Source organism: Coleofasciculus sp. G1-WW12-02 (genome assembly GCF_040219735.1).
Taxonomy (GTDB): Bacteria; Cyanobacteriota; Cyanobacteriia; order Cyanobacteriales; family Coleofasciculaceae; genus Coleofasciculus.
This window is the reverse complement of sequence record NZ_JAVJRX010000019.1, coordinates 35,785-49,515: the sequence shown is the minus strand read 5'-3', so window position 1 is coordinate 49,515 and position 13,731 is coordinate 35,785. Positions and strand designations below refer to the sequence as shown.

13 protein-coding genes and 1 pseudogene are annotated in these 13,731 nt (G+C 44.9%); 5 read left to right on the top strand and 9 right to left on the bottom strand.

The annotated features are described in order from the left end of the window. The first annotated feature begins 23 nt into the window (after positions 1 to 23). Positions 24 to 1,250 carry a DUF1501 domain-containing protein gene (locus RID09_RS02795; protein ID WP_446334429.1) on the top strand — a complete coding sequence of 409 codons (1,227 nt, stop codon included), beginning with the start codon at positions 24 to 26 and terminating at the stop codon, positions 1,248 to 1,250. A 76-nt stretch (positions 1,251 to 1,326) separates the two neighbouring features. On the opposite strand, the gene petL is transcribed toward RID09_RS02795, so the two are convergent. Next, a complete protein-coding gene (petL, locus tag RID09_RS02790; RefSeq protein WP_446334428.1) occupies positions 1,327 to 1,428 on the bottom strand; it encodes a cytochrome b6-f complex subunit PetL in 102 nt (33 codons plus the stop codon). Positions 1,429 to 1,516: 88 nt separating this feature from the next. Here petL and aroB point away from each other — a divergent pair, with 88 nt between their 5' ends. Next, entirely contained in the window at positions 1,517 to 2,611 is a 1,095-nt protein-coding gene (aroB, locus tag RID09_RS02785; protein WP_446334427.1) for a 3-dehydroquinate synthase, read from the top strand. A 51-nt stretch (positions 2,612 to 2,662) separates the two neighbouring features. Here the strand turns inward: aroB and RID09_RS02780 are convergent, their stop codons facing one another. After that, positions 2,663 to 3,229 (bottom strand): hypothetical protein, encoded by a 567-nt coding sequence (locus tag RID09_RS02780; RefSeq protein WP_446334426.1) that lies wholly within the window; start codon positions 3,227 to 3,229, stop codon positions 2,663 to 2,665. Positions 3,230 to 3,957: 728 nt separating this feature from the next. Here RID09_RS02780 and RID09_RS02775 point away from each other — a divergent pair. Beyond that, positions 3,958 to 5,257, top strand: a pseudogene (locus RID09_RS02775) (RNA-guided endonuclease InsQ/TnpB family protein). A gap of 64 nt (positions 5,258 to 5,321) precedes the next feature. Here RID09_RS02775 and RID09_RS02770 read toward each other — a convergent pair. The 6 genes from RID09_RS02770 to RID09_RS02745 form a co-directional block, all read right to left on the bottom strand. Beyond that, positions 5,322 to 6,122 carry a DUF4058 family protein gene (locus RID09_RS02770; RefSeq protein ID WP_446334425.1) on the bottom strand — a complete coding sequence of 267 codons (801 nt, stop codon included), beginning with the start codon at positions 6,120 to 6,122 and terminating at the stop codon, positions 5,322 to 5,324. A 131-nt stretch (positions 6,123 to 6,253) separates the two neighbouring features. Then, a complete protein-coding gene (locus RID09_RS02765; RefSeq protein WP_446334424.1) occupies positions 6,254 to 6,640 on the bottom strand; it encodes a hypothetical protein in 387 nt (128 codons plus the stop codon). An 18-nt stretch (positions 6,641 to 6,658) separates the two neighbouring features. Continuing rightward, positions 6,659 to 6,922 carry a hypothetical protein gene (locus RID09_RS02760; protein ID WP_446334423.1) on the bottom strand — a complete coding sequence of 88 codons (264 nt, stop codon included), beginning with the start codon at positions 6,920 to 6,922 and terminating at the stop codon, positions 6,659 to 6,661. 91 nt (positions 6,923 to 7,013) lie between these two features. Further along, the gene (locus RID09_RS02755; protein WP_446334448.1) at positions 7,014 to 7,811 is read right to left on the bottom strand and encodes a TIGR04255 family protein; all 798 of its coding nucleotides are present in this window, start codon (positions 7,809 to 7,811) and stop codon (positions 7,014 to 7,016) included. A 339-nt stretch (positions 7,812 to 8,150) separates the two neighbouring features. Beyond that, on the bottom strand, positions 8,151 to 9,779 hold the full coding sequence (locus RID09_RS02750; RefSeq protein ID WP_446334422.1) for a peptide chain release factor 3: 1,629 nt from the start codon (positions 9,777 to 9,779) through the stop codon (positions 8,151 to 8,153). Between the two features lie 145 nt (positions 9,780 to 9,924). After that, positions 9,925 to 10,077, bottom strand: a complete 153-nt coding sequence (locus RID09_RS02745) for a hypothetical protein (protein WP_446334421.1) — start codon at positions 10,075 to 10,077, stop codon at positions 9,925 to 9,927. A 91-nt stretch (positions 10,078 to 10,168) separates the two neighbouring features. Between RID09_RS02745 and RID09_RS02740 the strand changes: the two genes are divergently transcribed. Continuing rightward, the gene (locus tag RID09_RS02740; protein ID WP_446334420.1) at positions 10,169 to 11,560 is read left to right on the top strand and encodes a sensor histidine kinase; all 1,392 of its coding nucleotides are present in this window, start codon (positions 10,169 to 10,171) and stop codon (positions 11,558 to 11,560) included. Between the two features lie 330 nt (positions 11,561 to 11,890). After that, on the top strand, positions 11,891 to 12,238 hold the full coding sequence (locus RID09_RS02735) for a DUF4870 domain-containing protein (RefSeq protein ID WP_446334419.1): 348 nt from the start codon (positions 11,891 to 11,893) through the stop codon (positions 12,236 to 12,238). A 273-nt stretch (positions 12,239 to 12,511) separates the two neighbouring features. Here RID09_RS02735 and RID09_RS02730 read toward each other — a convergent pair whose 3' ends face one another. Then, positions 12,512 to 13,495, bottom strand: coding sequence for a GntR family transcriptional regulator (locus RID09_RS02730; RefSeq protein WP_446334418.1), 984 nt, complete (start codon positions 13,493 to 13,495; stop codon positions 12,512 to 12,514). Between the last annotated feature and the right edge of the window lie 236 nt (positions 13,496 to 13,731).

The following is a 13,731-nucleotide window of genomic DNA, read 5'->3' as shown; positions in this document are numbered from 1 at the left end:
AAACCGCCCCGACTTTCAACCCCATGAACCGACGCAAATTTTTACAATACGCTAGCCTCTTAACTGCTGCTGGACTTACCCCGATTGGGTTCCATGGTTGGGCGGCTAGAGGAATGGCTTCAACGAATACCAACAAGCGACTTATTGTCATATTCCTGCGCGGTGGTATCGATGGATTAAATGTGGTGGTTCCCTACCAAGACCCAGATTATTACGAAGCTAGACCCAGAATTGCTATTCCCCAACCCAAAGAAAAGGGAGGAGTGCTAGATTTAGATGGTCGTTTTGGCTTGCATCCCGCTTTAGCTGACCTAATTCCTTTATGGAAACAAGGAAGTTTAGCATTTATCCATGCTTGCGGATCACCGGATACCACTCGCTCTCATTTTGATGCTCAAAATTATATGGAAAGTGGAACTCCTGGAGATAAAACGACATCTGATGGTTGGATGAATCGCCTGTTAGCGACTCTCCCTCAAGCTAGACCAACTCAAGCCGTAAATATCGGTTCGATGATCTCACCTATCCTGATGGGTCAAAGTTCTGTGGCTAGTCTACCACTAGGAAATAATGCTACTCGTTCTCTGTCAGTGGATCGTTCTCAACTTAATGCAGCATTTGAACGTCTTTACAGTGGAAATGATTCGATTCATCTAGCTTATCAGGAAGGGCAAAAAGCTCGGGAAATTCTGTTAGCAACATTGGCGGCTGAAATGCAGGAAGCTGACCGAGGCGCACCACCTCCTAGTCAGTTTGCCAAAGATACTCGTAATCTCGCCAAGCTGATGGTTGGAGATTCCCAGACTCAATTGGCATTTATGGCGTTAGGTGGCTGGGATACTCATATTAATCAGGGAAGCAGTCAGGGTCAGTTTGCCAATAAACTGAAATCTCTAGCCCAAGGATTAGTGACTCTAGTCAAGGAATTAGGGTCACTCTATGCCGATACCACGATCGCAATCTTATCGGAGTTCGGTCGCACGGTGAAGGAGAATGGTAATGGGGGAACGGATCACGGACATGGTAACGTGATGTGGATTTTAGGGGGTGGGATTCGTGGTGGTAAGGTTTATGGGGAATGGTCAGGTTTGAGTGAATCGGCGTTATTCCAAGGACGAGATTTAGCCGTCACCACAGATTTTCGAGAAGCGATCGCGTCTATATTAGAACAACATATTCAACTTAAGGCGAATCAAGTTGCTCAAGTTTTTCCTGGCTTTACCTCTAATCATTCCTTGCCACTTTTTTGACGGATCATCGCACTTTGGTCGGTTGGGTTGAACGGAGTGAAACCCAACAGATTCTTGTTGGGTCTCATCCCTGGGTCTAAATCAATTTGACAGCTTTCAGACCAAAAAACAAGGCTAGGGCGACACCTGTGGCGCCACCGAGGATGACAAAATAGGCGATGATTCCAGAGACTGGCATATACTACTCTCCCAAAAAAAGTCTTATTTATCCATTGAATCATCAGAGCGGGATAAAATACAGCCCAGAGTGGCTTAGGATAAATCAAATGAAGTCAGTGATTCGGGTTGAAGTACCGCCGCAGTCTTATGATATTGCGATCGCGCCGGGAAGCTTAGACGATATAGGTGTTTGGATGAGTCGGCTGAAACTGGGGAAGCAGGTTCTCCTCGTCTCCAATCCAGCCATTTTTCGCCGCTACGGGGAACGGGCGATCGCGGCGCTAAAGTTGGTCGGCTATCAGGTGTCTCACTGTACCTTACCCGCAGGCGAACGTTATAAAACCCTTAAGTCTATTCAAAAAATCCACGATGCAGCCCTCCAGAACCGCTTAGAACGGTCTTCAACTATGGTGGCATTAGGGGGAGGCGTAATCGGGGATATGACGGGGTTTGCGGCGGCTACCTGGTTACGGGGGATCAATGTCGTCCAAGTTCCCACTTCCCTTTTAGCTATGGTAGATGCAGCCATTGGCGGTAAGACAGGGGTAAACCATCCTCAAGGCAAAAACTTAATTGGTGCATTTCACCAACCCCGCTTTGTTTTAATTGATCCGCAAGTTTTACAAACCTTACCCCCACGAGAATTACGGGCGGGAATGGCAGAGGTGATTAAATATGGCGTAATCTGGAATGCTGACTTATTTGCTAAGTTAGAGAATACTAAACGTCTCGACGGGCGGCGGTATTTGGATGATGAATTATTGTCTTTTATTTTATCCTCCTCCTGCCAAGCCAAAGCCGATGTCGTCAGTCAGGATGAGAAAGAAGCCGGATTAAGAGCTATTTTAAATTATGGTCACACGATTGGTCATGCGGTCGAAAGTTTAACTGGCTATAAAGTCGTTAATCATGGGGAAGCGGTGGCGATTGGCATGGTTGCGGCTGGTCAAATTGCGGTAGAACTTCAGATGTGGACATCCCAGGAAGCAGAACGTCAGAAGGCTTTAATCGAGAAAGCCGGATTACCCACTCAGTTACCACCGGGATTGGATATTGATGCGATTATTGATACCCTGCAAACTGATAAGAAAGTGAAAGATGGTAAAGTACGATTTGTTTTACCCACGCAAATTGGTCAGGTATCGATAACCGATCAAGTTCCAGCCGATGTAATTCGCCAAGTTCTGAATCATGACTTATGAGTTTTCTATTCCCCATTCCCTATTCCCTGACAAATGACAAATGACAAATGACTAACGACGATAAAACCCTTGTTCCCTTGCCATAGAAAGCGCCATATAGAGAATATTCTGCCGTTCAATGGCAGGAAAGCTAATCGTATAAATCATATCGTTTTGCTGCCACATCACGGTTGAGAAGGAGTAGGATGGATTTTGAGATGGTCCTTCAATCAGATATCCAGCAACATTAGGCGCCAATGTAATGCGATCGCCTAGAGTTTCATGTCGCTCCAGATCACGCCTCGCACTCGCCGACTCCTTGGGGTTGACTGAAAAGCTACCTAATAAGCAAGAATTCGGGCTGCGATCGCAGGTAAACAGACTTACCATATAACTAGGGGGGGCTTGTGAGGGAAAGACACGGACAATTAATTGGTTTGGATCAATATCCAAAAGATCATTCACTCGTAACTGGGTGGGTAAGCGCATGGCTAACCCGACAGGCAAATTTTTTTGGATACGTTCCATAAACGGAATAAACACGGGTGCAGGTTGAGCTTCAACCGTTACCGCCAGACTGAAAACACCGAGGAACAATGACACCCCCCAGAAACAGCTTTGCCAAATTCGGTATAACACTTTGACTCAATCAGGTTTTCAATAGATTCTTGACTATTTTTAGTTTAAAACTTTTTATCTCTCATCGGTTGAGGCAGTTTATAGCAAGTTGCATTCAAAAGATATAACTTTCTCTCCCCCCGCTTCCCCCGCTTCCCCAGCTTCCCCATCTTCCCCGCTTCCCCCACCCCAGCCGTTTTTATGAAGAAAATATAAAGCTATCCTAAAATTGGTTAAGATCGTAGCACTTAACCCCTGATCAGAAGCGGTAAACGCCTCGTAAGCGTAAACTTGCACGTTACCCTAATGCTTAATCTCTTTGTTCAACCTCCTCTGTGGAGCGCAACCCCTCCCTTGTTGCTATGTCATAAACAGCATCGCTAATGTCCCAATGTGCCAACGTAGACAACACTTACGCCGCAACTTTAGCCATAGTAGGGGAAATTCATGAATTCTCTCTACAGGTAGCGCTTGCAGTGCTAGTTGGCGTAAGTCCCAATAGAATGAATATTAGTCTTGGTGGCGGTAAATGTGACTGTAGCGTAGGTTTATGTATAGGCGTACCTATCCTCAGCAAACAGTGGTCTTGTTGGGTTAACGAGAATATTACAGGCAAGCGATGGTGCAGGCTCCCTCGCGATTTATCCGAGGGATGAAACCGAGCAAGTCGTAAAGACAGCGGGATTTATCCCGCAATAACTTCCTCAAGTGATATATATAATAGAACCATAAACAGGGAGGTGATATTCTTGTACGGTTGTCAGCAAGTATTGTTAAATCCAGATAAAGAGCTAGCCGCAGTTTTAGAGTTTATTTGCGCTGAAACGAATAACTTGATGAACTGCGGCATCTATTATGCTCGTCAAATCTGGTTCAAGCGTCGGCGGATTATCGGTAAATACGACCTAGAAAAGGAGTATAAAAACAACAAACATTTCCAAGCCCTCTATTCTCAAGCAGCTCAACAAGCGCTAAGAACCGTTAGCGAATCTTTTAAGTCCTTCGGTGGATTGATAAAGGCATTTATAAAAGGAAAGATAGCAGATAGTCCTAAACTGCCTAAGTATTTAAAGAAAGGCGGTCTTTCTGTTGTTAGTTATCCTAAGCAGGCTTTGAAGATTAAAGATGGTCGAATCAGAATACCGCTAGGAAAGTTGGTTAAAACATGGTTCAAGATAGCGAATTTCTTTATCCCAATACTATTTAACCTCAACTTCAAAGACATCAAGGAGCTGAGAATCCTCCCCCGCAACGGTTGCTTCTACGCTGAGTTTGTCTACCTTCTGCCTTCTGTGACAGCAGATGTAGATCCCTCGCGGGTGATAGGAATCGACCCCGGACTTAATAATTGGATCACCTGTGTCTCTAACGTAGAGACCAGCTTTATCGTTGATGGACGCAAACTAAAGAGCCTTAACCAGCTCTACAACAAGCGGGTTGCAATCATTAAATTGGGTAAAGCTCAAGGGTTTTGGAATGAAGAATTAGCCTCTCTCACAGAAAGGCGTAATAGACAAATAAGAGATGCGGTTAACAAAGCCGCTCGTGTCGTTATCAACCATTGTCTCCAATATCGGATTGGAACAGTTGTTTTCGGCTGGAATCGACGCAGCAAAGACGGAATTGAGTTAGGGAAAAAGACGAACCAGGAATTTGTTCAAATCCCTACCGCTCGTCTCAAAAACAGGATTGAGCAACTGTGTGAGCAGTATGGGATTCAGTTCGTAGAAACTGAAGAAAGCTATACCTCTAAAGCTAGTTTTGTTGACAATGACCCTCTGCCTGTATTCGGCTCAGGCCCGGAAGGGTGGAGCAAGGGTGGAAAGCGAGTAAAACGGGGAATGTACCGCACCAAAAACGGAGAATTTGTCAACGCCGATGCTAATGGTGCTGCTAACATTCTCCGCAAAGTAGAGATACAGCTAGGTCTTGATTGAGCCTTGCGTCAGTAGGGCGTTTTTGACTGCGCCATCCAGAGTCTTCCTCTGGAACTCTAAAAAGATAAAACGACGGGACGCGGCTTCAGCTCGTCCCAAAGTATCTGCTTAGAATCCCCCGCGTTTTAACCGGGGGAGAAGTCAACTTCTCAGCTTTCTAGGCTTCGAGTGAAAAGTTAGTAATCAGATGAGTTGATCAAATTCTGAGATTTTAGATGTTCCGTCAACCAGATTTGATCGGCTTGAGTAAGACGCGGGGAAAGCAGACGATTGTAGTCAATGACAAAGGCAAAACCCGCGCGATCATAGACCTCGTGAATTAAACGTTGTAAATCGAGTGTAGGTTCATTCTCTCCTTTACGAAGAGGGACTTTCAAAATAGGAATTGGAGTTTGCAAGGATAAAGAATATAAGTTAGCACGAGGACGCTGATCAGCAAGACTTATCAGGATACGATAAAGGGATGGTGCAAATTGTCCCCGCATGGCCATCGGTGTACCCGCACGGAGTAAGTCAATTTCCACCAGATGAGTAAGGCTGCGTAGAACTTGTTGGCGCTTGGTTTCGTAGGCGATGCGCCCTGAACCCGATTTTTTATTTTTGGGTGAGAGGAGTTCAATAACGGTGACAACTAGCCCAGTTTCAATTTCGCGGATTTCCAGGTAACTTTCGCGAACTTCTTCGGGTATGGGTAACGTAACAATCGTGGGTTGTGGTGTCAGCGTTCCGATATTGCTGGATATTTCGTCTTGGCTGGGACGATTTATTCCCTGAGTGACGCTGACATCGGGAATTCCGACTAAAACAGACTCTCCATCACTCATTTCATAGATGCGACGTTCAACCGCCGCCCTATATTTAGGCAGGATTTGGGGGTTAAGCGAATCTGCGATCGCGACAATTAGCCGACTATGAAATTCTGACCATAGTTGGGGAGTTTCGAGGTATGGATTCATCCCAGGAAAGGGGGAAGGCATCGTGCGATCTCAAAACTACTATTTTGTACTATTTTATTAATCGTAGCGGATTTACCCAGATGGGTCAGGAGCATGAGAACATCCGATGGATACCATTTATTCGTTTTTATACCTGCCGACTATTAACTTTCTCATTCACTTTCGTATTGATAAGGCAATGCAACTCTGCTGTGAAAACTATAATACCGTTGAGAAAAATGTTCTAGGTAAGGACTCGATAAAAGGGTGCGTCGCTTGGCTATCCCTAGGTCAAGTTGACAGTATAAGGTAGATGCATCAATTCCAAATATTTTCTTGAAATCATTACTTTGCCTAGCTCTATAATCCCAATCTAAATCACAATCTTGTGTAACAATAATTGCATAAGGATGAATGACTGGTTCAAAAGACAATTCTTCAGCCTCTCGTGATAGTTCACTAACAACAGGGTTGTACTGAACCACATCTGTTAGTATCTCTCCTTGCCTGAGAGAAGCATTCTTAATTGACGGCTGGTAGATAGCTTTTTTTTCATGCATCAAATATTGTTAGACAAGCTATGGTTCCACAACAATAGGTGGTCTAACTTGAGCGGATTTCAATTTACCTTTAACACGGCTAGCTGGAATAGTAGACAGATTAGCTTGAGAAAAGCGATCAGAATAAAAATCAGCAATTCCTTGAAGTTCCTCAGCCGCTTCTTCTAAAGCAGATTCCGGCAGAGATTGAAGGATTAGCAAACATTTCAGTAGTGCGATAAATTTACTGAGAGGTAGGCGATTCCAATCACTTCTGAAAGATAAAGAAGAATCGGACATCATTAGTTCAAACGATGGATGCTGAACTATAAGCGTTTTCCCACTTTCTCGATCAACAATAAAATTTTTTGTAGGAATTTCTGCTAAAGTCTGACTATATCTCTGTGGTTTCAAGTGTCTGGGGTCGCATAGCGTGATGGAGGGTATCTGTGATGCTCCATCTGAAAAGATTTCTAGCTGATTTGTTGAATTTACCGAGTATGTTCCAGACATTTTCACCTCTCTCTATTTTTCGTTCTGTATAAAAATCAGCATCTAGTAAATAAGCAAGCTCATCGTCACTTCTGTCTGGTTGTTTCACGAAAACAAGTCCATGCTTAAAATGGACTTGACCCTGTTCAGTTTTCAAAACTAGGTCTTTTATAATTGACTGAATTGAGGGTGAAAGTTTAGCATTGTATAACTCGGAAGCAATATGTTCTGTGATCAAATCTGACCATTGTTTATTCTCAAGCCCTAGCTTTGAGCGAATAATCAAGTCTTGATATTGAAGCCCAACCCTTGTGTAAAAAGATGGTGTATATATTCTTTCAAAAAGCTCAACCGCTTCTCGAAAACGTTTTTGGAAATGTTCGTACCTCTCGTATGCAGATGTACTTAGAGTAATAGAATCTTTGCTAATACATAAGTGCCATATCTGGTCTTCAGATTTAAAGCTATAGGATATATCGCTCAATAGGGGTAAACCAAATTTTTGAATGGCTTGAGAGATTTCAGATGGAACCTGCGGCTGTGTACTCTCGAAGAGTGGGTACTGAAACCTGATCTCATCCTGAAAATCCACTGGCTCTTGGCGAGAAATCTTAAGTATGGGTGGGAACCGCAATTGGCACGCAACCTGAATAAGGGGATTGCGTTCATAAATTACACGCTCGGACTCAGGTAAGTACATCAACCCGTTTTCGCCACAAAATAAACCATCGTAATTCCAGCTTAAATTATAACTCACCTAACGTTGTCATAGATAGCATCTGCCCCGCTGTATTCGGAAAAGAATTGCTGGGCTGTCAATTGTGACCAGGTAGTTGTTTCAGTCAACTCAGTCTCAACATCAGTCCGCGCAGGCGGACTTGGTTTGTGTAGCTGCGTTAGCGAAGCGGGACGGTAAGGTCCATTCCATTCGCCATCGGTTGTTTCTTGGTTGTAATTGCTATAAAAATTGTGCATTGGTTTGTGATAAAGCTTACAACTTTATTCCCCTCTCCTCGCAGGAGAGGGGTTAGGGGAGAGGTCACAACGAATCAGGTTCCTGTCCCGACGCCACAGGCGCTGTCGCATTCAACTGTAACTCTGGATGATCCCCAATCACCTGTTGTAAATTCCACTCATTCTTAAACAACAAAACTGGACGTCCCCAGTTATCTTTCACCACCGCCGTGTTAAATAGCCGTCCCGCTTTTTCTAAGGCTTGCCACCCCCCAGCTACCCAACGGGCAACACTATAGGGCAACATATCCAACAACGTTTCTACGCCATATTCATTCTGTAAACGGAACTGAACCACCTCAAATTGCAACTGTCCCACGGCGGCTAAAATTGGGTCGCGCTTGGACTCATCCACCGAGTACATAATCTGTATCGCCCCTTCTTCGCGCAACTCAGTTACACCTTTGTGGAATTGCTTAAATTTAGAAGGATTGGGATTTTTCAAATAGGCAAACAATTCCGGAGAAAAACAGGGAATCCCTTCATACTCCAAACGCTTGCCATTGTAAATCGTATCCCCGATCGCAAACACCCCTGGATTATTTAACCCAATCACATCCCCTGGATATGCCACGTCCAGAGATTCCCTCCCTTGGGCAAATAACTTCTGAGGTCTTGACAAACGTACCGTTTTCCCCGTCCGCGCATGATTCACGGTCATGTCCTTGTCAAATCGACCCGTACAAACCCGGACAAATGCCACTCTATCCCGGTGCTTGGGGTCCATATTCGCTTGCAGCTTAAACACAAATCCGCTGAAGTCTGGATAGGTTGGCGGCATTTCCCCCTCTGTAGATTTGTAGGCTTCCGGTTGCATGGCGTACTCTAAAAACGCATCCAAAAATAGCTTGACGCCAAAGTTGGTCATAGCACTGCCAAAGAATACAGGCGTCATCTGACCCTGATGCACCCACTCTAAATCTAAATCAGGTCCAATCTCCTCAATCAGTTCTATTTCTTCTTTCAACTGATAATAAAGATCTTGATCCAGTAATTTTTCAATCCGGGAATCCCCCAAATCGAGAACCGTCTCTCCTGCTTCCCTACTCCCATGTGCCGTGCGTTCAAATAAGTGAATTTGCCGCAGACGGCGGTCAAACAAGCCCTTAAAGCGATCGCCCATACCAATGGGCCAATTCACCGGGTATGTCTGTAACCCTAACTCCTGCTCAATTTCATCCAGCAGTTCCAACGGTTCCCGCGACGGACGATCCATTTTATTTACAAATGTGAAAATCGGCAGCGATCGCATCCGGCAAACTTCAAATAACTTGCGCGTCTGCGGTTCCAAACCCTTCGCCGCATCAACCAGCATCACCGCATTATCCGCCGCCGCCAATGTGCGATAGGTATCTTCACTAAAATCTTGGTGTCCCGGCGTATCCAGCAAATTAATCTGGCGATTCTTATACTCGAACTGCAACACCGTTGAAGTAATCGAAATTCCCCGTTGTTGTTCCATCGCCATCCAGTCAGACGTTACCTTGCGCTGTGCCCGTCGTGCTTTCACCGCCCCGGCTTCGTGAATCGCACCTCCATATAGCAACAGCTTCTCAGTCAGCGTCGTCTTCCCCGCGTCTGGGTGGGAAATAATCGCAAAATTTCGTCGGTGTTCAACCGCCGTTTGCAGTTCAGCCTGAAGTTCAGTGGACATTCAAAACGCCTAATTAAGCAACACTCAGCCTTCTATTATAGAAGTTGAGCTTCTGTGTTGGTTAGCTTGAGTTTGTATTTTTTATATCCTAAGTCATAAATCGTCAAGTTTCTTTTACAAAAATTAACCCTATAGAGTTATGACTCTAGAAGGTGTAGTTTCCATCAATTTTAGGGAATACTGAAATCAGCGCCGTTTGGATAAATCTAATTTCTTCAGGTTCAAACGTTAACAGGGTGAGAGCTTCCTCGTTATTTCCTGAGTAGGGGGTTACATCCTCCACTGTACGCTGAGTCATGGTTCATGGTTTTCCAGATCACTGATTGAGTCCCCTCAAAGCGTTTCCATTTTACCAGATAAGAGCTAATTCTTGATTAGAAGGAGATATTATGCAGTCGTTTATCACTAATGTTTTGACTGCCACACTTTTCATGCCTCATGGCAACTGCTACCTCTGGAAGCCCGGTTTAGTCTGGCTACATCTCTTATCGGATGGGTTTATTGCCCTGGCTTATGGTTCAATTCCCCTAACCTTAATCTATTTTGTTTGCCAGCGACGGGATTTGCCGTTTTCGCGAGTCTTTCTCATGTTTGCCGCTTTTATCATTGCCTGCGGTATTACCCATACTATGGCTATTTGGACGATTTGGCATCCCGATTATTGGCTATTTGGATTAATCAAAGCAATCACGGCATTAATTTCCGTCTATACTGCCCTAGAATTAATACCATTAATGCCCAAAGCCTTTGATGTTGCCAGTGCGGTGGAACTCGAAGCTGCCAACCAGCGTTTAGAGGCTGAAATTCAGGAACGCCAACAAACCGAACTTGCCCTCAGGCGATCGCAAGATGAAATTCAGCAAAAAGCCACCCTCTTAGAACAGGCGTTGCGTGACTTGCAACATGCCCAAGCCCAATTAGTTCATACTGAGAAAATGTCGAGTCTGGGACAACTCGTCGCCGGGTTAGCCCATGAAATTAATAATCCAGTTAACTTTATTTTTGGGAATCTGGTACATGCCAGAAATTATGCTCAAGATTTACTGAATTTAGTTTCCCTGTATGATAAGCATTATCCCCAAACTGTCCCAGAAATTAAAACTACGGCGGAACAGATTGATTTAGCGTTTTTGCGAGAGGACTTACCTCGCCTGTTGGAATCGATGGAAGTGGGAACCAAGCGGATTCGCCAGATCGTGCTATCCTTACGTAACTTTGCCCGGGTAGATCAAGCTGAGGTGAAAGCAGTAGATTTGCACGAAGGGTTAGAAGGTACATTGCTGATTCTGCAACATCAACTCAAGGCAAAACCTGGATATGCGGAAATTCAGATTGTCAAGGAGTACGAAGACTTACCCGCAGTGGAATGCTACGTGGGACAACTCAATCAGGTGTTTATGAACCTGTTGAGTAACGCGATAGATGCGTTAGAGGAATCAAGAACAACAGATAACGGACACCAGCATCCCACTCCCACGATTCGCATTCGTACCGAAGCTATCGCACCCAACCAAGTCGCGATTCGGATTATTGATAATGGTCCGGGAATGAGCGAGAAAACTCAGCGTCAACTCTTTGACCCCTTCTTTACCACCAAACCTGTGGGTCAAGGAACCGGATTAGGACTATCGATTAGCTATCAAATCGTCGTCGATAGACATCGAGGTCAGCTTAAATGTCGCTCTGCACCAGGACAAGGCGCAGAATTTGCGATCGAGATTCCCATTCAGCAGCCCCTACTTAAAGGGGGTGTAGGGTGTGGGGCATTGGTGTCAACTTAAGCGGAACAACCAGTTAGTGAGCAGGCTTCCAGGGAAACTCTCGTTCCCAGGCTCAGCCTGGGAACGCTACAGGAGAGGCTCTGCCTCCCCTACTAGTGGCAGAGCCGCTGAATAGCATTTCTACCCTAAAGCTGGAAACGAGAATTGGTAAGGGTTGTGGCTTAAGTTGACACGGATGGGTGTGGGGGTATTGCCAATTAAATGCGTGACAGCTTACCGAGAGGAATATCCCCCCTGTGTAGGACGGAATTCACGACCTGTATTGTTCAGCGAACCTGTTACAGTCAGAATGAAGAGTTAGTTTCCCTTGAGGGGAAGGAGGACTGTCCCATGACGTATGATGTTTATGATAGCGACAAACGCAAGCTTTTATCTGCCCTCTGTCATGGATCAATTTTTATTAGTGCGGCGTTGGTATCTATCGGTATTCCGATTGCCGTTTTGTTAGTGTCTGATGACCCAGTGGTGAAGGAAAATGCGACAGAATCGCTGAACTTTCACCTGAACCTTTGGATCTACGGCTTAATCTTTGGTCTCTTGACGGTTGTGCTGATCGGTTGGCCCCTACTGGGTCTTTTGGGTATCCTGAATGTCGTCATGCCAATTATGGCGATTTGGCAAGTGTTGAAAAATCCCGATCAATCTTTCCGCTATCCCTTTATCTTCCGTATTCTATAATTTCCGCTTCATTTAGTCACATCTATTTGGACTCCATTTAAGTTAAAAGGTGGAGTCCTTTAAGTTTTGAGTGTGTAGGGGTTCTTTTCACTACTATCGTTTCTTCCTTCACCTAAATGTAACTAAACCAATTTCCCCAATGGTGTCAATCTCCTCACTGAAGCGGTATGCTGTAATGCATTTAAATTGGGTATTAGTAGCGAGCGAGACGCTCGCACTACAACCGTTCCCGGTTCCCTATCCTCACCACAATACTTATTCAGCAGACCCTAATTACCCCAAACCCAGTTCACGTTTGAGTAAATTAATCGATTTTGTACCAATATAATTTTCACTGCAAACCAGCTTAGGCGGACGGATCAGATCATCTCTGGCGTCTAAAATTGCCCGTTTGACTGTATCATAACTGGCTTGATCGCTAATAATCGTTCGCGCACTGCGGACTAAAGCGTTAAGTTTATATTTATCACTAACCTGAGCGGTAATCAGGAGTAAATCATCCCCGCGCAGACTGTGGATAATCACGTCTACAATCCGTAAAATACCCCCACTGAGACTTACACAACCCAGACAGCTATCTTTGGGGAGATTTTTGACAATCTCGATTTCTTGTCCATAGTCGTGAATATCGACAGGAATAACCCGCACGGATTTCGGCGCTGCGATCGCTTCGGCTTTTTGGATAAAATAGCGGCTGGTGACGACTGTACCGGAATTGGTGCGTTCTAGGGTTTGTTCTAATTCTTCTAAGGGGACTAACTGGACGGGAATTCCTAGGGCGGATTCCAATTCCTGCACCATTAACTCCCCAGCGCCCATATCTCGTGACTCTACGGTAACAAGTACCCTGGCACTACAGCGCAACCGCCAGTCAATTTCGGCTAAAAATAGTTCTCGGGCTTCATTAAGGGAACACCCTTGAGAGAGTAATTCGTCCAAACTCTGCTGGACAACTCTTGATGCTTGTGGATATTGTTGGAGAATCGGAGATTGACGTTGAGTTCCGCCTTCATGACCTTGGGCTTTCACATAAATCCCTGATCCGGCTATGGATTCGACGAGTCCCGTTTCTTCTAGCTGGCGGTACACTTTACTGATGGTATTACGATGCAACCCCGTCTCCATGGCTAATTGACGGGTACTGGGCAATTTATGTCCCGGTGGATATTGACGAGAGGCGATCGCAAACTGAATTTGGTCGAATAGCTGCTTTGAGGCAGGGATTTCGCTATCAGGCTGGATATGGTACTGAACCATTATAAAGTCTCCCAAGCACTTGCTTTTCAATAGACACCAGAGTATAACTTACAGTTTAAGATCAGATGGTGGGTGGCTGACCCTCTAGTCCTGACCTAGGCATTTCTCTAAGCATTTATCATAGCTAAACTTTACAACAACTGCGGTTTTCTTAATCTGATGTATCATTCGGCTTCCCTTACTAAAATACTCTCTTCACTATGCTATTGTGCATTTGAATTACCTATCCTAATCCC

Bases quoted from the DNA above. Each gene is read 5' to 3' on its own strand.
- RID09_RS02740 (WP_446334420.1), top strand. From the start codon at position 10,169: ATGCAGTCGTTTATCACTAATGTTTTGACTGCCACACTTTTCATGCCT.
- RID09_RS02750 (WP_446334422.1), bottom strand. From the start codon at position 9,779: ATGTCCACTGAACTTCAGGCTGAACTGCAAACGGCGGTTGAACACCGA.
- RID09_RS02760 (WP_446334423.1), bottom strand. From the start codon at position 6,922: ATGATGTCCGATTCTTCTTTATCTTTCAGAAGTGATTGGAATCGCCTA.
- RID09_RS02745 (WP_446334421.1), bottom strand. From the start codon at position 10,077: ATGACTCAGCGTACAGTGGAGGATGTAACCCCCTACTCAGGAAATAAC.
- RID09_RS02770 (WP_446334425.1), bottom strand. From the start codon at position 6,122: ATGCCTTCCCCCTTTCCTGGGATGAATCCATACCTCGAAACTCCCCAA.
- RID09_RS02755 (WP_446334448.1), bottom strand. From the start codon at position 7,811: ATGTACTTACCTGAGTCCGAGCGTGTAATTTATGAACGCAATCCCCTT.
- RID09_RS02765 (WP_446334424.1), bottom strand. From the start codon at position 6,640: ATGCATGAAAAAAAAGCTATCTACCAGCCGTCAATTAAGAATGCTTCT.
- aroB (WP_446334427.1), top strand. From the start codon at position 1,517: ATGAAGTCAGTGATTCGGGTTGAAGTACCGCCGCAGTCTTATGATATT.
- RID09_RS02735 (WP_446334419.1), top strand. From the start codon at position 11,891: ATGACGTATGATGTTTATGATAGCGACAAACGCAAGCTTTTATCTGCC.
- petL (WP_446334428.1), bottom strand. From the start codon at position 1,428: ATGCCAGTCTCTGGAATCATCGCCTATTTTGTCATCCTCGGTGGCGCC.
- RID09_RS02795 (WP_446334429.1), top strand. From the start codon at position 24: ATGAACCGACGCAAATTTTTACAATACGCTAGCCTCTTAACTGCTGCT.
- RID09_RS02730 (WP_446334418.1), bottom strand. From the start codon at position 13,495: ATGGTTCAGTACCATATCCAGCCTGATAGCGAAATCCCTGCCTCAAAG.